This is a genomic window from Xanthomonas sp. WHRI 10207 (assembly GCF_040202975.1).
Classification (GTDB): domain Bacteria; phylum Pseudomonadota; class Gammaproteobacteria; order Xanthomonadales; family Xanthomonadaceae; genus Xanthomonas.
In genome coordinates this window covers 395,265-412,175 of record NZ_JBEGDX010000001.1, presented here as the reverse complement: position 1 = coordinate 412,175, position 16,911 = coordinate 395,265, and the positions used below count along the sequence as shown (strand labels likewise).

Genomic DNA, 16,911 nt, shown 5'->3' with positions numbered 1-16,911 from the left:
CGTTACTCGTCGTAAGGGCGGATGGAATCGGGAACGACCCGCGCGCCCTGCTGCTGGATCAGCTGCTGCACATTCGGGTCATTCATGAAGGCGGTTTCGGCTGCGCTCTGGCGCTCGCCTTTCTGCCGGTTGGCGCGCTCATGCAAGGTCTCGACATCGGCGCTGCCGGTTTCGATCACGATGCGCGGCGTGTCTCCGAGGACCGGCGCCAGCGCCTGCGCCAGGTTGGCGATGGAGCGTTCGGAGTTGAGATATTCGAAGCCCGGCGCCAGCGCCAGCCGTAGCACGCCATCGCGATGGCCGATAAACGCCGCATTGGCCGCGAGCTGACGCGACGGGCCGTTCAACCCGCTACGCGTGACCAACTCAAGCCACTGTTCGGCGTCGGCAATGCGGCTGTCGTCGATCAGCGTGCTCGAATCGTTGCTGGGCGCTGATGCGGATAGCGATGCTGAAGCTGGCGAAGCTTCGGCAGACGCAGGACCAGCAGAGAGCGTATTTGCAGCCATCTCTGCCGGCACGGGAGCAGCGGCGGCGGCAAGCGCAGGCACAAGTTCGGGCACCGCCATGATCGGCGCCGCAATAGCGGCTTCTGGCGGCAGGGCCATTGCAGATTCGGGTGCCAGCACAACCGCCGTATCGGACACGGAAGCTGGCGCAGCATGCGTGCGCACCGGCGCATCGTCCACCGCCCACGGCGGCGTGTCGTCAGTGCGCGCAGCAGCGGACGAGCGACCATAGAGCGACGGATCTGCCGCAGGAAGCACCACAACCGGCGCCGAGGCTGCGTCGGCTGGTGCTGCAGCTGGTGTCGTTGGTGTTGGCGTCGCTGCCGATGTTGCTATCGGTGCCGATGTTGACGCCGACGTTGCCGTGGCTACCGACGCCGCAGCAACACCCGCACCCGACGCCGCTTCAACCACCTCGACCGGCCTGACAGGCACTGCAGCCGCCGCTGTCACCGGTGCAGCCGCCTGCACGCCCGCAGCGGACGCGCGAGCGCCGCCACCCGCGCTGGCACTGCGGCCATCGTCGCTGCTTCCGGCCGGCACCGCCGCCGCAGGGCGGAACGCCAGCATGCGCAGCACGGCCATCTCGAAACCGGCACGCGGGCTCGGCGCCAGATACAGATCGCGGCGCCCGTTGAGCGCCATCTGGTACCACAGCTGCACCACTTCCGGCCGCAGCTGCGCGGCGAATGGCGTCGGGTCGATGCCGTCGCCGACAAACGCCACCGACGGCACCAGCTGCTGCACCTGCACGCGGTGCAAGGCCTCCGCCAGGGCTTCCAGCACGCCGCTCCAGTCCGGCGAAAATTCCGCAAGTGCGGCAACCACCTGCAGCAGGCGCGCGCCATCGCCGTGGGCCAGCGACTGCAGCATCGCCCCGACCTGGGTGCGGTCCACCGTACCCAGCATCGTGCGCACGACATCCTCGCGCAGCGCACCGCCGGCATAGGCGATTGCCTGATCCAGCAGCGACAAGCCATCGCGCAGGGAGCCATCGGCCGCCTTGGACAGCTGCACGATTGCCGACGGATCCGATTCGATCTCCTCGGCGGCCAGGATGCGGGTCATCTGCCCCTGAATCTGGTCCTCGTCCAAGCGCTTGAGGTTGAACTGCAGGCAGCGCGACAGCACCGTCACCGGCAGTTTCTGCGGGTCGGTGGTGGCGAGCAGAAACTTCACGTGTTCCGGTGGCTCTTCCAGGGTTTTGAGCAGCGCGTTGAACGCCGCCTTGGAGAGCATGTGCACTTCGTCGATCAGGTAGACCTTGAACTTGCCGCGCGAGGGCATGTACTGCGCGTTCTCGATCACTTCGCGCACATCGTCCACGCCGGTGTTGGAGGCGGCGTCGATTTCCAGCAGGTCGATATAGCGGCCGGCATCGATGTCCAGGCAGGCCGGACAGGTGCCGCACGGGTCAGCACTGGTGCCGGTCTCGCAGTTCAGCGACTTGGCGAAAATGCGCGCAATGGTGGTCTTGCCCACGCCACGCGTCCCGGTGAACAAAAACGCGTGGTGCACGCGCCCGCTGTCGAGCGCGTTGGTGAGCGCGCGGACCACGTGTTCCTGGCCCACGAGTTCGGCAAAACGCTTCGGGCGCCACTTGCGGGCAAGAACGAGATAAGACATCGGGCAACCAGCTTGTTCTGAGCCGATATTGTGCCACGGCGCGTCTCACCGACTGCGCCGGAAAGATTCAGCTTGTGGTACGGGCCGGCGACCGCTAGAATTTGCGGCCCTGTTAGACCCCGGTCGTACAGGTACGGAGAGGTGTCCGAGTGGTTGAAGGAGCACGCCTGGAAAGTGTGTAAGCGTCTAAACCGCGCTTCGGGGGTTCGAATCCCCCTCTCTCCGCCAGTTTCATGATTTGCGCATTGACACCACTGTCGCAAATCGCAGGGCCATGCCAGTGGCCCACGTCTTATGGTGGCCCCGTCGGTCCCTCGCGACGCTAGATCGAAAATCCCGCCAGGGCCGGAAGGCAGCAACGGTATCGATTGATGCGGGCGCCGAGGTCAACCGGCGGGGACACCACCCTACTTGTCTGTGCACGCGCTGGATCGACCTGGTCGATGCTCCAGGCGCAGGTCATTGCCTGGAATCGGCAGCATCCGTCACGGAGCGTGCTGTGCGCCACGCCACGCTCAAGATCTTCGCTTGCATTGCTGCCGCCCGTAACGACAGCGCCAGACATCTCCGCAATGGGAACGCCATGCTCGACGCGTATCGATCGATGCGGGCGCCGAGATCAACCGTCGGAGACTCTCCTAACCTTCCTGCATGCCTCAGCGCGCGGACCATTGCCGTGCGCGCTTCAGCGTAGCTGCGGCAGCTTCTTAGGCCACACCAGCTAACCTTTGCCGCGGCATGATCGAACACGATGGCGCCCGCCAAACCGGCAGCCCCAGCAGTGCATCACGCCACCGCACACACGCGGTTGAGGACATCACTGCGACTCAGGATGCAACCAGCCCGCGTCGCCTTCCAGGTAATGCTCGTGCTTCCAGATCGGCACGCGCGCCTTGACCTCGTCGATGATGTAGCGGCACGCGTCGAACGCAGCGCCACGATGCGCCGCACTGACGCCCACCCAGACCGCCATGTCGCCGATCTGCAGCTCGCCCACCCGATGCACGCAGTGCGCATGCACGATGGCGAACCGGCGCGTCGCTTCATCGAGCACACGTTGACCTTCGGCCTGCGCCAGCGCGGCGTAGGCTTCGTAGCGCAACCCGGCAACGCCACGGCCTTCGTTGTGATTGCGCACCCAGCCTTCGAAACTGGCAAACGCACCGGCATGCGGATGCGCGGCGCCGGAACGCAGCTGCTCCACCGGCAATGGCGCATCGGAAAGCGCAAAGATGGACACGATGTCATCGCTCACGCTCAACCTCCCGACACTGGCGGAATAAACACCACTTCACTGCCATCGCGAAGCGCATCGTCCCAGCGCGCGAAGGCGCCGTCGACGGCAACGCGCAACTGCGCAGGCATCCAGCGCAAGCCGTGCCGCGCATCGAGTTCGGCATACAGGCCGCGCAGATCCGGCGCGCCGGATTGCACACGCTCGTCGGCGATTCCGGCTGCTTCGCGCAGGCTGGCGAAATACAACACCGTCACCGTTGCAGTCATTGCGCCACTCCGATATCGCGCTTGCCGCCGCGCTTGGACACCAATTTGGTCGGCCCGATCGTCATGCCGTGCGATAACGCCTTGCACATGTCATAGACCGTCAGGGCCGCCACGCTGGCGCCGGTGAGCGCCTCCATCTCCACACCGGTGCGATGCACGCAGCGCACGGTGCAGTGAATCTCCAGCACCTGCTCGCCTGCCCAGTCGATCTCGAAACGACAGCCATCGATCGGCAGTGGATGGCAGAACGGAATCAGCTCGTGCGTGCGTTTGACGGCCATGGTGCCGGCAATCACCGCGGTCTCGACGATGCCACCCTTGGCGCTGCGCAGGCCGTTGGCGCGCAACTGCGCGGCAACGGACGCCGGAAACCGCACCCGGCTGATCGCCGTGGCACTGCGTGCGGTGACCGCCTTGTCCGAGACATCCACCATGGTGGGGAGCCCGGCATCATCCAGGTGGGTCAGGCGCGTGGAACGGGACTTGGCAGGCATGGGAAACGACACGGTGATAGACGCTCAGGATGCGGCATTGTCAGTGAATGGGGTGCCTTGATGAAACAGCCGCCGTGATCATCCGGGCCCCTGTGCCATAACGAGCTGCGCAACGCATGCCGTTCGAGCCCACCGCTGCCATCGACCGTGGGGCACCGCAGCTGCGTGAGATCCGGCGCTTGCAGCACGCACGCGAAGGCATCGGCGTGGCAACCGCCAACAGCGGCACTGGAACGCGGCGCGGTGATGACGTCGCGCCGCGTGCAGTGGCGCGCGGACGCGGCGGACTCTAAGAATTCAGAAATTCAGGGGCGAGCCGTGCTTCCAGCGCCTGCGTGTCGTCACGCACCCGTGGATCGAGCAAGCGCGACTCCAGCGCTCACCTGCCGCAGACGCGTGCGCGCACTCATCCGCCGATCAAAAACATCTCGACCGGCTTGCCGCGACGCGGTTCCGCTGATGCACGCACTTCACTGTAGCGGTCGCCACGCATGCTCCAGCGTTGACGCAAGTGTGTCGCCAACCTTTGCTCGCCGTCGGCCAACGCCGGCTTCAGATCGTGACCCTGGCTGGCGAACAGGCAGGTGTACAGGTGACCGTCGGCCGACACGCGCGCGCGCTGGCAGTCGCCGCAAAACGGCACGCTGACCGAACTGACGAAACCCACCTCGCCCGCGCCGTCGACAAACGCATGACGTTGCGCGACTTCGCCGGTGTAATTGGCGTCCAGTGCCATCAGCGGCCAGCGTGCGTGAATGCGCGCGTGCAACTGCGCAGAGCTCACCACCGCTTCCGGCGTCCAGCCGTTGCAACTGCCCACGTCCATGAATTCGATGAAGCGCAACACATGCCCGGTGCCGCGGAAGTGCTCCACCAGCGGCAGCACCTGATCTTCGTTGACGCCACGCTGGACCACGCAATTGATCTTCAACCGTTTGAAGCCGGCCTGTTCGGCGGCGGTAATGCCGGCCAGTACCTGCGCGATGTCGCCACGGTCGCCGCTCATGCGCTTGAACAGCGCCGGCTCCAATGCATCCATGCTCACCGTGATGCGCCTCAGCCCGGCCTGGCGCAGCGCCTCGGCCTGGCGCGCGAGCAAGGCGCCATTGGTGGTCAGCGCCAGATCCTCGATCCCTTCGATGGCGGTGAGTCGCGCAACCAAGGTCGGCAAATCGCGACGTAACAACGGCTCGCCACCGGTCAGGCGCACCTTGGTGACACCCACCGACACAAACGCCCGCACCAACGTTTCCAGCTGGTCGAAGCTCAACCGCTGTTGCGCATCGAAGCCGTAATCGTCGGGCACGCGGTCGGCCGGCATGCAATAACCGCAGCGGAAATTGCAGGCTTCGATCACCGACAGGCGCAGATCGCGCAGCGGGCGACCGTAGCGGTCCTGCATCGGGGCACCGGTCAGGGTCGGCAGAGACAAGGCACCCATCAGCGCACCGTTTCGGCGGTCGGGTCCGCCAGCGTCAGGTGTTGCCCGGGCACGGCGACGCGATGGCCGCGTGCACGCAGCACGTCGCCGTCGGCGTCGCTGGCGTAGTGGTACAGCAGCATGCGGCTCAACAGGTCCTGCGGGTATTCCCGCTCCAGATCATCCACGCCAGTATGCGACGGGTTGCCGTGAACACCGCAGTCATGCGCGATGAGCTCATTGTCGTCCGCATAACGCTTCAGCATTTCCGGGATCGGCCGGGTGTCGCCGGTCCATACCAGCGCCCCTTTCAGACGCAGCCCGTAGGCCGTCTCCGGCCAGTGGTGGCGCACCGGGAACACCTCCAGCCGCACTCCGTCGTGCCAGAAGGCATCGCCGACCGGCACCAGCTGAAACGCATCCCAGAAGTTCGCCCCGCCCTCGGCCAGCACGTTCGGGTAGTCGGCGATGCGCCGCTGCAGCAGCGGCACTACTGGCGCCGGCACGTACAGGCGCGTGCGCCCGCGTCGCTCGGAGAAGTAGCTGTCGACGAAGACCCGCTCCAGCCCGCCGACATGGTCCAGATGCACATGGGTGATGAAGATGGCTTGCGGCAGGTAGCCGTAATGCGCTTGATAGGCGGTCAACCCCTCGCTGCCGCAATCGATGGTCAGCCACGGCGCGCCAGCGCGCTCGAGCGTGGCCATCGGCGAACCGAGCGCCACCGCCGACGCATTGCCGACCCCCTGCACGCGCAACGCCCACTGCATCAGTAGCCCCGACCCCAGGCCAGCTCGTAAGCGCGATGCAGCCGCTCGTAATCCTTGTCGACCTCTTCGCGGCTGCGATTGCCGCGCAGCTTCAACAGCGACCGATGCAGCCGCTTGAGGTTGCGCTCGCGCCAGCGCGTGGCCGGAATGCGCAGCACGCCACGGTCGAAATCGATCAGCCAACCATGCCCGCCGGCATCGAACAGGATGTTGTGCGCGTTGAGATCGGCGTGATCCAGGCCAGCGCGATGGAAACGCGCAATCAGTTGCCCGGTCGCTTCCCACGGCGCGCCACGCCCAGCCACTTGTGCATGGTCGGCCAGCGAGCGCACGTCTTCCAGCCGCTCCATCAACAGTGCCGCGCGATAGCCCAGGCCTTCGCGCAGATAGCAGGCCGCCAGTGGGCGTGGCACTGGCAGCTTGCGTGTGATCAGTTCGCGCATCAGCCGGAACTCGGCAAAACTGCGTGTGCGCCCCGCGCCTTTCCACACATACCGGTCGCGGCTGACGCGCGCGGCCATGCCGCCGCGCAGATACTGCCGCAACACACTGCGGCCGAACGGTGCATCCACAAACCAGGCACCGCCGCGCCCGCCTTCGTCGACCGGCCGCGCCCTGTCGCCCCAGTGTTGCGGCGAAAATAGCTCGGCGTCGGCTTGCCGCAGCCGTTCGCGGTCGAACAGAATGGCGCCATAGCCGCGGCCCTCGCGGTACGGCGTCAGCGCTTCGGTGGCGTCGAAAGAAACCATCTATCGAGTCTAACAACACCATGGCTGTAACGCCTGCATCGCTGTGTTTGCTGCGCTTGTCCGCCCTGGGCGACGTAACCCATGTGGTGCCGCTGGTGCGCACGCTGCAGGCGGGTTTCCCGCAGACGCAGCTGCACTGGATCATCGACAAGGCCGGCCTGAAGCTACTCGACGGCCTGCCCGGCGTGCACTTCCATGCCTACGACAAACGCAGCGGCGTAGTGGGCATGCGCGCGCTACGCCAGGCGCTGGCTCCGCTGGGACGCTTTGACGCCTTGTTGCAGATGCAGGTGGCGTTGCGCGCCAATGTGCTGTCGGCATTCGTGCCGGCGCGCCGCCGCATCGGCTACGACCGCAGCCGCTCCAAGGATCTGCACGGCCTGTTCGTCAACGAACGCATTGCCGACCGCCCCGGCATCCACGTGCTCGACGCCATCGGCAGCTTCGCCGAGCCGCTGGGCCTGCGCCAGACCCAGGTGCGCTGGGACCTGCCGGTACCCGACGCTGCGCACGCCTGGGCGCGCGCGCAATGGGACGACGATGGCCGCCCGGTGCTGATGATTTCCCCGTGCTCCAGTCACGTGCGGCGCAACTGGTATCCCGACCGCCACGCTGCGCTTGCCGACCATGCGGCGGCCCAGGGCTGGCGGGTGGTGCTGTGCGGCGGCCGCAGCGAACTGGAACGCAGCACCGCCGATGCCATCGTGGCGAATACGCATGCGCCGGTGCTGGATCTGGTCGGCAAGGACACCCTCAAGCAGCTGCCTGCGCTGCTCGCCCGCGCCAACCTCGTGGTCACACCGGATTCGGGACCAATGCATATCGCCAATGCGATGGGCAGCAAGGTGCTGGGATTGCATGCGGCCAGCAATCCACGACGCAGCGGCCCGTATTCGGACGTGCGCTATTGCGTGGACCGTTACGACGCGGCGGCGCGCAAGTTTCTGCACAAGCCGGCCGATCAGCTCAGCTGGGGCACCAAGATCGAGTTCGACGATGTGATGTCGCTGATTACCGTCGACGACGCGATCGCTGCGTTCGAGCGCTATCGGGCGGATCATCTCCGCTAACGGCCGGCGAACGATGCTGCCCAACTGATCGTCAGATCGATCCGACGAATGACGCGTCGCGCCGTTCTTCGTCCGCGCAAGGACTGAGTCACTTGGCAGCAAACCTTCAGGCCGCTGCACCCTGCATTGCGCAAGCCGTCTATCGCGATGAAAGACGGCCCTCGCATCAGTGCGCCGACTGGTACTGGTACTGGCGCACTCGGCCCATCACTCCGCTCAGGCGCCAGTCGCGCGATAGTCCTGGTAGGACTTCTCTTCCACGTACGAAGACCCCAGCGCCAGGTTGATGTCCTTCTTGATTCGCGCGCGCTCGTCGTTTTCGATGTAGACGCTGCGCGCCAGCTGCACGAAGCTGTCGTCGAAGGTTTGCGCCTGCTCCTTGAGCCGGATGTCGTCTTCGATCACCCACAGCCGCTCGTTGACGGCCTTGAGCTCGGCGCGCAGCCGCACGATGTCGTGACCGGCAGCCGGATGCGCCATCCAGCTGGTTTCCAGCGCAGACAACTCGTTACGCACATTGGCCAGCTTGGCCGCATCGCGCATGCGCTCGGACTTGATCTGCAGGATCGCGATCTTGTCGAGCAGCTCACCAAAGGACACGGGCACCAGGATCTCGGACATGACAAGTCTCCAACGGGGATCGAACGGATTGTAGTCATCGCAACGACAACCGACTGCGACACATAAACAAAAGCCCCCTTGCGGGGGCTGATGCGAATCTGGCGGAGAGGGAAGATTCACTCGGCACTACGTGCCTTCGCCCTGCGGGCGGCTTCGCCGTGCAGACAGCGATGCTGTCTGTCGAACCCGGGGCTTCCCCCCCCCCCCCCCAGTGACGCCGGCAAAACTCACGCGGCACTGGCACACCTTGTCGCCTCAATCTGGCGGAGAGGGGGGGATTCGAACCCCCGAGGCGCTATAAACGCCTGCCTGATTTCGAGTCAGGTACATTCAACCGCTCTGCCACCTCTCCAGATGGTCCCCAGTGTCCTGGGGCCGTGCATCATACGGGCACACGCGCCAGGCCACAAGCGGCCTGGGCCAGCGCCGGGCGGCCCGGCCGCCGGCCCGGCGTGAACCGGCACTGCGACTGGCGCGATCGCCGTGTTGCTGCCGGCCGGTCGGGCCGCGATGATGGGCACGCATCTTCTCCCTGGCGACCCGGCCCCATGCTCGAATTCGGACACCTCACCCACGTCGGCCTGCGCCGTGACCTCAACGAGGACACCTATTACGGCGATAGCGAACTGGGGCTGTGGCTGGTGGCCGACGGCATGGGGGGGCACGCCTGCGGCGAGGTGGCCAGCGCGCTGGCACGCGAAACCATCGTGCGCGAAGTCCGCGCCGGCACCCCGCTCGCGCAGGCGGTGCGCATCGCCGACGAAGAGATCATCAAAACCTCGCGCCGCTGCAACGACACCTTGCCGATGGGCACCACCGTGGTCGCGGCACGCGTGCTGGGCCAGCGTTTCGAAGTGGCCTGGGTCGGCGACAGCCGTGCGTATCTGTGGCGCGACGGGCGGCTGGCGCAACTGAGCCAGGACCATAGTTACGTGCAGGAACTCATCGCCCAAGGCACGCTCACCAGCGAGCAGGCGCGCGCGCATCCGCATCGCAACGTGGTCACCCAGGCACTGGGCGTCACCGACCCGGCGCACCTCAACGTTGCCACCATGCAAGGCGAGCTGAAATCCGGCATGCAGCTGTTGCTTTGCAGCGACGGGCTGACCGAAGAAGTGGACGATGCGACGATTGCGGCGACCCTGTCGCAGGCCGATTGCAGCGCACAAGAATGCGTGGAATGCCTGGTCGCCGCGGCACTGGATGGCGGCGGCTCGGACAACATCACCGCGATCCTGGTGCGCAGCTACTGAGCAAGGCTTCGCAGCGTCGATGCCGGACGTCAGCCTTCGAGTCCGCCGCAGACCTGCTGGCGCCCTGACCATACGCGGCACATGCCGTCGATGGCATGTGCCGCACGCAACGGGCGGCAGCGCCGCCACCGCCGACCTAGCCGGCGACTGCACTCTCTTCGATCGGCGCATCCCACAGCGCGCGGCCGGCCTTCTTGCGCAACTGCGCTAGCCGCGCCTCGTGCGCCTGCGATTCCGACGCAGTCACCACCACGCGCGGGCGCGGCAGCAGCAATGCGGGGTCGAACGCGATCATGCCGTTGCCCTCATTGTTGTTCTGGCCGGCATCGGCGCTGGCAAAGCCGATCTCTTCCTGACCCGAGGTCAGCGCGATATACACATCGGCCAGGATCTGCGCATCGAGCAAGGCCCCGTGCAATTGGCGATGCGCGTTGTCCACGCCCAAGCGTTTGCACAGGGCATCGAGCGAATTGCGCTGCCCCGGGTAACGCTCGCGCGCCATCATCAAGGTATCGACCACGGTGGCGCGGTCGATGATGCGGCCGTAGCCATTGCCCAGCAGCGATAACTCGTTATCCAGAAAACCCAGATCGAACGCAGCGTTGTGGATGATCAATTCCGCGCCGTCGATATAGGCGAGAAATTCCTCGACCACATCGCCGAATAACGGTTTGTCGGCCAGAAATTCCAGGGTCAGCCCGGTGACTTCCTGCGCACCCGGCTCGAAATCGCAATCCGGCTTCAGATAGCGATGAAAATTGTGGCCGCTCGGGCGCCGCTCCAGCAGCTCCACCGCACCGATTTCGACAACGCGGTTGCCCTTGCGCCATTCCAGGCCGGTGGTTTCTGTATCGAGAATGATCTGACGCATGAATCCTCTTACGCAGTTGCAGCGCCGCCGCGCTGGGCGATGGTGGCCTGATGACGGGCAAGCACGTCGACGCGCTCGTTGTCCGGGTCGCCATTGTGGCCTTTCACCCAGCGCCAATCGATGGTGTGCCGCTGGGTGGCCGCGTGCAGCCGCTCCCACAGTTCGCGATTCTTGACCGGGTCGCCGCCAGCGGTTTTCCAGCCGCGTCGCACCCAGCCGGACATCCACTCGGTGATGCCCTGGCGCACGTACTGCGAATCGGTATGCAGCACGATCTGGCACGGCTCGGTGAGCGTTTCCAGCGCCATGATCGCGGCCATCAATTCCATGCGGTTGTTGGTGGACAGCGTTTCACCGCCGGCCAATTCCTTTTCGCGGCCGTTGTAACGCAGCAGGGCCGCCCAACCGCCCGGCCCCGGATTGCCGAGGCACGAGCCATCGGTATGCACTTCAATTGATTTCATCAGCTTCCAGAGTTGTCGCTTACTAAGGTCAGATCGTGGCCACCGGTTGCGGCCAGCGCGTTGGCCGCGCAATCGGTGTTGGCGCAATCGGTGCGGAGGCGCGTTTTTCCACTTCGAGTAAATACACCGCGCGCCATGGGGCACGACCAGGATCGGAGGAACCGCGCCCGGTCCGCCAGATCGGCCCGAGATAGCGCTCGGTTTCCACACACTGCAAGCCGGCCTGCTGCGCCAGTGATCGCCAGCGATCCGGGCGCAATGCCACCGGGCCGCGGCGCGCCCAATGAAACCGGTAGGGGCTCAGCGGATTGAGCGTGAACAACCACAGCCGCCCGCCCGGCATCAACAGCCGCTCGCATTCGGCCAGAAACTCCGCCGCACCGCCAACCACCGCATGCTGCACCACGATGGCCTGCAGGCTTTCGGTGGGCAACGGAAACGGCATCGCGCACCGGGCATCGCCGGCAAAGCGTCCGGCACTGCGAAACAGGCGCAGCCCGCGGCCATCGAGCAACTCGCGTGGCGGCAACTCCTTGGTCGGCGCCACCCACAACCAGGGCTGGGATGGCCGCGTCTGCAGTGCCTCCAACGCCAGGCGACGCTCGGACTGGAGCAGGCTGCGCCCCGCATCCGTATCAAACCAGGATGAGACGCCAGCTTGACGGGAGAATGGGGCGGCAGGCATGGTCCCAATTCTATGCGACTGACCGCCCTGCCCGCATTCGACGATAACTACATCTGGGCGCTGGTCGCCGCGGAGGGCCGTGCCGTCATTGTCGACCCGGGCCAGGCCGAGCCGGTGATCGCCGCCGCCGCGCGCGAAGGCTGGACGCCCAGCGCGGTGCTGCTCACCCATCATCATGCCGACCATATCAGCGGCGTGGCAGCGCTGCAGCAGCGTTGGCCAGAGCTCGAACTGTTCGGCCCGGACGACGAGCGCATCCCCGCAGACACCCGCCGCGTCGGCCAGGGCGAGCGTGTGCGGCTGCTGGAGACCAGCTTCGATGTGCTGGAGGTGCCCGGCCACACCCGCAGCCACATCGCCTTTGTGACAGACCGCCACCTGTTTAGTGGTGATACCCTGTTCAGCCTAGGCTGTGGGCGGATGTTCGAAGGTACCGCTCCTCAGATGTTCGACTCGTTGCAGCGCCTGGCCTCTCTGCCCGGCGAAACGCTTGTGTGTTGCGGCCACGAATACACCCTGGCCAACGCGGCCTTTGCGCTGCACGTCGATCCCACCAACGCTGCCTTGCAGCGCCGTCAACAGGAAGCCCAGGCCATGCGTCAAGCAGCCCGTCCTACCCTGCCGATTTCGCTCAAGAGTGAACTGGCCACCAATCCGTTCTTACGTACCAGCCGTCCCGAAATTCGCGCCGCAGTCGCACCGCGCGCAGCCGGCGCACTTTCCTCTGAAGTAGATGTTTTCGCCGAACTTCGGCGCTGGAAAGACGAATTTCGCGCATGAGGCGCTTGGTTCTGGCAGTGTTGGCCGCCTGCGCGGCCATCGCACCGGCAGCCGCCTCGTCCAACGACGCAAGCCGCCTCACATCCGTCGACAGCACCGCTGTCGCGTCCAACGCTCCCAGCATGCGCAATGGGCGTGAGATCTTTTCGTCGTTCCTGGAAGGCCGTGCCGACCCGGGCTGCGACAGCGAACACAGCGATACCCGCTGGGAACAGCATTTCTCGCGCGCCCCGGCCCGCCTGGCCGATGACGCGCAGGATGTCCTGCCGCTGTTCGGGTATGTGGTCGACGAACTGCGTGCAGCCGACATGCCGACCGAATTTGCGCTGATTCCGTTTGTCGAGAGCGGCTATCGCCCTGGCGCGCGCAACGGCAGCGGCCCGGCTGGCCTTTGGCAGTTCATCGCCACCACCGCGCGCAACCACCATGTGCCGGTCGGCGCGCAGTACGACGGCCGCCTGTCGGCGGTGGATTCCACTACCGCAGCGGTGCGTTATCTCAAAACGCTGTACGGCATGTTCGGCGGCGACTGGCGCCTGGCGTTGATGGCCTACAACGCCGGCGAGTACCGCGTCCTGCAGGCAATGCGCAGTGCCGGCATGAACGCGCAGAACGCGCGTCCGTCTGAGCTACCGGGCATGTCCAAGGTCACTTACGACTATGTCGAAAAGCTGCATGCACTGGCCTGCGTGCTCGATCATGCGCAGCAACAGGGCACGCTGCTGACATCGCTGGATCGCCCAGTGCCGGTACTGACCGAACATGCGCTTCCGGCCGGTACCAGCCTCAATACGTGGGCCGGGCAGCGTGCAATCGAGCCGCAACTGTTGGCGCGCCTGAATCCTGCAGTGGCGGGCGCCCGTGCGGCACCCAAGGGTGTCCATGTGCTGGCCCCTGTCGCGGCAGCCCAACCTGGTTCGAGCGGTGCAGTGGTCGCGCTCACCTCCGTTAACATGGACGCAGACACAGCTGGCCGTTCAACAGCGGTCGCCACCATCACGCCTACCAAGGCGTCCCGCTCTTCGCCCGCCCGCACCACTCACACCGTACGCAACGGCGAGTCTGCATGGGCCATCGCACGGCGCTACGGGATCACGGTCGCCACCCTGCTCGCCAGCAACGGCCTGGACAAGCAGGCAGTATTGAAGCCGGGCATGGTGCTGTCGTTCAACGACACGCCCTGAGCAAGCCGCTTGATCAGCCGCGCCAGCGGCTGGTCATCACGAGCCTTCGCTGTCTCGATAGCCGTCGCTTAAGAACACATCCAGGCCTCGGGAGCGCTTTGACCGCTGCCTCTCTGCATGGCATCGCGTGCGTTTAGATAGCGCGCTGATCGACACAGCAACTTACTGCATCGGCGAACGAGTCATCGGACTTCAGCTTCCTGCACTGATTTCAGCTGCCCGAACTTGAGAACGAGGCGCCCGCATGGTCCAAGAGCGACTGGAGCAGCGCTGGCCGCATCCGCTCCGCCAACATCCAAGCCGCATGTCCACGACGAAAGCAACGCATCGCCTTACCCCTAAGCTCGGCTAAGAGAACGTAGCGCTTAATCGTCAGGCGGGAGTGGACGGCGCACTCGGAACCGGAGCCCAGGAGCGGGGCATGCCGCACCGCATACAGGCCGTGCCCGTCTGGCGGCTACGCGGTGGTTTATTAGCCGCTCTTACCGCGCAGTGCATACCCAATCGCACATTGCGTGAGCCTTGACTACGTCCCACGTCGCATCGGGGCACAACACCAGCGCCACACCGGTGCACTACCGTAAACAGCCCCCAAAGAAAAAGCCCGGTCGCCCGGGCTCGCTCTTTACATCCGTCGACAACACGCCGTTACAGCTGTGTTTCTTCGATCTGAATCTTGTAACGCTTGCGCATCTCCTTGACGTAGGACTGCGCGGCGTTATTGCCGTCGATCTGGCTCAGCTGCTCGCGCAGCATCGTCTGCTGCTCGGCCGGCATCTGTTTCAGGTCGCCCGGCGTGGCCTTGCTGATCACGAACACCGCAAAGCGGCCGCCATCCAGCTCCACCTTACCCACCGACGGCTTGCCCTCGGTCGGACGCGGCGCACTGAAGATCGCCCGATTTGCGGCCGGCGTCGGAATCGGCGCAGTGCGCGGCAGGCCCGGGATCGGCTGCACCTGCAGCTTCTCGCTCGCCGCCAGCGCCTGCAGGGTTTCACCCTTCTGCACGCGTGCCAGCAGCGCATCGGCGGCCGCGGCTGCAGCCTTCTCGGTACGGTCGGCATGTACTGCGGCGATCACCTTGTCGCGCACCTTGTCCAACGGCAACGCCTGCTCGGCGGTGTGGTTGGTCACGCGCAACATCACGCTGTGGTTCGGAGCGATGGTGATCGGGTCGCTCACCGTGCCGTCCTGCACCAACGTTTCGGAGAACGCCGAACGCAGCACTGCCGGATTGGCCGCAATACCGCTGGCATTGGTGCGCGAGAACGGGCCGAGGGTCTGCAGCGGCACACCGACCTGCTTGGCCGCCGGCTCCAGCGCAGTCGGATTCTTGTAGACCTGATCCACCAGCTTGCCGCTGATATCGGCATACGCCTTGTCGGCATCGGCTTTGAGCTGCTCTGCAGCAAGCTGGTCGCGCACCTGCTCGAACGACTTGCCCTGCCCGCCCTTGACCTCACGCAGCTGGATCACGTGATAGCCGAACTCGGTCTTGATCGGCCCGACCACATCGCCAGCCTTCATCGAAAACAGCGCGTCTTCGAACGGCTTGACCATGGTGCCCTTCTCGACCCAACCCAGATCGCCACCGGCATCCTTGGAGCCCGGATCCTGCGAATTGGCCTTGGCCAGCGCAGCGAAATCGGCGCCTGGCTGCTTGGCATCCGCCGCGAGCTTGGCTGCCTTGGCTTCGGCAGCTTTTTGCGCAGCAGCATCGCTACCGGCGCTGATCAGGATGTGCGACGCCAACCGTTGATCGGGCTCGACAAAGCGCGCCTTCTCTTCTTCATAGCGCTTACGCAACGTCGCCTCGTCAGCTGCCGTGGCCGGCGGCATCGTGGCGGCATTGAGCTCGACGTATTCGATGCTCACGGTCTCCGGCTGACGGAAATCCTGCGTATGCGCGTCATACCATTGCTTGATCTGCGCATCGCTGACCGGCGCGGTATCGGCGGCCGGCGCCGGCAACATCGCCAACTCCACATCGCGCGTTTCGCCCATCAGCTTGAGCAGGCGCTCGAACTCGGCCTTGGTTGCAAAACCCGATTCGGCGACGGCCTGCGGGATCACCGACTGCTGCAAGCTGTCGCGCACCAATGCATCGAACTGCGCTGGGGTGCGCGGCGGTGTGCCTTGTGCGAGTGCGGCGCGGTACTGGTCCGGGCTGAACTTGCCATCGACCTGGAACGCCTGAATATTGGTGATGTAATCGCGCACCGTGGCGTCGCCGATCACGATACCGGCATCTTCGGCACCCAGGCGAATCACTTGCTCGTCCACCAGCTGGTCAAGCACCTGTAGCTTGTTTTCGCGGGATTCGAAGGTGCGCGGGTCGAAGTTCTCGCCCTGACGCTGGCGCTCCTGCATGCGCGCCTGTTCGAAGCGCGCGCGGAAATCCTGCGTGCTGATTTCGTGGTGCTGCCACAGCAGCGAGATCGGCCACCAAGTCGGCGCGGATTTCCACCACGTCGGCGGCGCCTGCACCTTGGCCACATTGTTGGCGCCAATGCCGCCCAGGTAGCTGTTGTCGATGACGAACAGGAACGGAATCATCAGCAACCCCAGGATGGCGGTAGCGATCCAGCCTGACGTCTTGTCGCGAAGTTTCTGCAGCATTGGCAAATCACGGCCTGTGGGCGAGCCGGGCAGTGTAACCCGCTTAACGCCATGCACCCAGCCCGACGCCCGTCAGTTGCGGGTCAAGACGCAGAAAAGTGCAGTCGTGAATGGAAGAGACGTGAAGATCGCCGCACCTCACAGGCGCCATGGAGTCAGCGCATTGACTTACCGCCGCGCACAGCCTGCACTCCATTCACCGCAGACCCATGCGCCATCGCGTCATGGGACAAGGTTCAAACACTCCAAAAAAAAGCCCCCGGCACAAGGCCGAGGGCTTCGGTGTAACTGGC

17 protein-coding genes, 2 tRNA genes and 1 other RNA gene are annotated in these 16,911 nt (G+C 65.2%); 7 read left to right on the top strand and 13 right to left on the bottom strand.

The genetic code is table 11. The features are described 5' to 3' along the window. Positions 1-2: 2 nt before the first annotated feature. Positions 3-2,135 (bottom strand): DNA polymerase III subunit gamma/tau, encoded by a 2,133-nt coding sequence (dnaX, locus tag ABQU90_RS01910; protein ID WP_323523182.1) that lies wholly within the window; start codon positions 2,133-2,135, stop codon positions 3-5. A 135-nt stretch (positions 2,136-2,270) separates the two neighbouring features. On the opposite strand from dnaX, the gene ABQU90_RS01905 reads away from it, so the two are divergent. Both ABQU90_RS01905 and ffs read left to right on the top strand, forming a co-directional pair. Beyond that, positions 2,271-2,363 (top strand) — tRNA-Ser (locus tag ABQU90_RS01905). Positions 2,364-2,438: 75 nt separating this feature from the next. Further along, an RNA gene (ffs, locus tag ABQU90_RS01900) (signal recognition particle sRNA small type) lies at positions 2,439-2,535 on the top strand. A 417-nt stretch (positions 2,536-2,952) separates the two neighbouring features. On the opposite strand, the gene ABQU90_RS01895 is transcribed toward ffs, so the two are convergent. The 3 genes from ABQU90_RS01895 to moaC are packed head-to-tail and all read right to left on the bottom strand — an operon-like array spanning position 2,953 to position 4,132. Beyond that, a complete protein-coding gene (locus ABQU90_RS01895) occupies positions 2,953-3,396 on the bottom strand; it encodes a molybdenum cofactor biosynthesis protein MoaE (RefSeq protein WP_323523181.1) in 444 nt (147 codons plus the stop codon). Then, complete coding sequence (locus ABQU90_RS01890; RefSeq protein WP_323523180.1) at positions 3,393-3,638, bottom strand: MoaD/ThiS family protein; 246 nt, start codon at positions 3,636-3,638, stop codon at positions 3,393-3,395. Before ABQU90_RS01890 ends, ABQU90_RS01895 begins: the two co-directional genes overlap by 4 nt. After that, complete coding sequence (gene moaC / locus ABQU90_RS01885; RefSeq protein WP_311239705.1) at positions 3,635-4,132, bottom strand: cyclic pyranopterin monophosphate synthase MoaC; 498 nt, start codon at positions 4,130-4,132, stop codon at positions 3,635-3,637. Before moaC ends, ABQU90_RS01890 begins: the two co-directional genes overlap by 4 nt. A gap of 116 nt (positions 4,133-4,248) precedes the next feature. On the opposite strand from moaC, the gene ABQU90_RS01880 reads away from it, so the two are divergent. Further along, positions 4,249-4,425 (top strand): hypothetical protein, encoded by a 177-nt coding sequence (locus tag ABQU90_RS01880; protein ID WP_323523179.1) that lies wholly within the window; start codon positions 4,249-4,251, stop codon positions 4,423-4,425. Between the two features lie 113 nt (positions 4,426-4,538). On the opposite strand, the gene moaA is transcribed toward ABQU90_RS01880, so the two are convergent. The 3 genes from moaA to ABQU90_RS01865 are packed head-to-tail and all read right to left on the bottom strand — an operon-like array spanning position 4,539 to position 7,071. After that, positions 4,539-5,573: a GTP 3',8-cyclase MoaA gene (gene moaA / locus ABQU90_RS01875; RefSeq protein ID WP_323523178.1), complete on the bottom strand. Its 1,035-nt coding sequence runs from the start codon at positions 5,571-5,573 to the stop codon at positions 4,539-4,541. Then, entirely contained in the window at positions 5,573-6,322 is a 750-nt protein-coding gene (locus ABQU90_RS01870; protein WP_323523177.1) for an MBL fold metallo-hydrolase, read from the bottom strand. The genes moaA and ABQU90_RS01870 overlap by 1 nt, the downstream gene beginning before the upstream one ends. After that, a complete protein-coding gene (locus ABQU90_RS01865) occupies positions 6,322-7,071 on the bottom strand; it encodes a 3-deoxy-D-manno-octulosonic acid kinase (protein WP_055845945.1) in 750 nt (249 codons plus the stop codon). The genes ABQU90_RS01870 and ABQU90_RS01865 overlap by 1 nt, the downstream gene beginning before the upstream one ends. 20 nt (positions 7,072-7,091) lie before the next feature. Here ABQU90_RS01865 and ABQU90_RS01860 point away from each other — a divergent pair, with 20 nt between their 5' ends. Next, positions 7,092-8,141, top strand: coding sequence for a glycosyltransferase family 9 protein (locus ABQU90_RS01860; RefSeq protein ID WP_323523176.1), 1,050 nt, complete (start codon positions 7,092-7,094; stop codon positions 8,139-8,141). A 216-nt stretch (positions 8,142-8,357) separates the two neighbouring features. Here ABQU90_RS01860 and ABQU90_RS01855 read toward each other — a convergent pair whose 3' ends face one another. After that, positions 8,358-8,762 carry a DUF6165 family protein gene (locus ABQU90_RS01855; protein ID WP_055845950.1) on the bottom strand — a complete coding sequence of 135 codons (405 nt, stop codon included), beginning with the start codon at positions 8,760-8,762 and terminating at the stop codon, positions 8,358-8,360. A 261-nt stretch (positions 8,763-9,023) separates the two neighbouring features. Next, positions 9,024-9,114: transfer RNA gene (locus tag ABQU90_RS01850), tRNA-Ser, on the bottom strand. Positions 9,115-9,310: 196 nt separating this feature from the next. Here ABQU90_RS01850 and ABQU90_RS01845 point away from each other — a divergent pair. Further along, positions 9,311-10,015, top strand: a complete 705-nt coding sequence (locus tag ABQU90_RS01845) for a PP2C family protein-serine/threonine phosphatase (protein ID WP_055845953.1) — start codon at positions 9,311-9,313, stop codon at positions 10,013-10,015. Between the two features lie 136 nt (positions 10,016-10,151). Here ABQU90_RS01845 and dnaQ read toward each other — a convergent pair whose 3' ends face one another. The 3 genes from dnaQ to ABQU90_RS01830 are packed head-to-tail and all read right to left on the bottom strand — an operon-like array spanning position 10,152 to position 12,035. Further along, on the bottom strand, positions 10,152-10,886 hold the full coding sequence (gene dnaQ, locus ABQU90_RS01840) for a DNA polymerase III subunit epsilon (RefSeq protein WP_323523175.1): 735 nt from the start codon (positions 10,884-10,886) through the stop codon (positions 10,152-10,154). 8 nt (positions 10,887-10,894) lie between these two features. After that, positions 10,895-11,350 (bottom strand): ribonuclease HI, encoded by a 456-nt coding sequence (rnhA, locus tag ABQU90_RS01835; protein WP_055845957.1) that lies wholly within the window; start codon positions 11,348-11,350, stop codon positions 10,895-10,897. 28 nt (positions 11,351-11,378) lie between these two features. Beyond that, positions 11,379-12,035, bottom strand: coding sequence for a hypothetical protein (locus tag ABQU90_RS01830; protein WP_311239708.1), 657 nt, complete (start codon positions 12,033-12,035; stop codon positions 11,379-11,381). A gap of 12 nt (positions 12,036-12,047) precedes the next feature. On the opposite strand from ABQU90_RS01830, the gene gloB reads away from it, so the two are divergent. Beyond that, entirely contained in the window at positions 12,048-12,815 is a 768-nt protein-coding gene (gene gloB / locus ABQU90_RS01825; RefSeq protein ID WP_323523174.1) for a hydroxyacylglutathione hydrolase, read from the top strand. Next, a complete protein-coding gene (locus tag ABQU90_RS01820; protein WP_115527231.1) occupies positions 12,812-13,999 on the top strand; it encodes a lytic transglycosylase domain-containing protein in 1,188 nt (395 codons plus the stop codon). Before gloB ends, ABQU90_RS01820 begins: the two co-directional genes overlap by 4 nt. A 648-nt stretch (positions 14,000-14,647) precedes the next feature. Here ABQU90_RS01820 and ABQU90_RS01815 read toward each other — a convergent pair. Beyond that, positions 14,648-16,618 carry a peptidyl-prolyl cis-trans isomerase gene (locus tag ABQU90_RS01815; protein WP_323523173.1) on the bottom strand — a complete coding sequence of 657 codons (1,971 nt, stop codon included), beginning with the start codon at positions 16,616-16,618 and terminating at the stop codon, positions 14,648-14,650. Positions 16,619-16,911 lie beyond the last annotated feature (293 nt).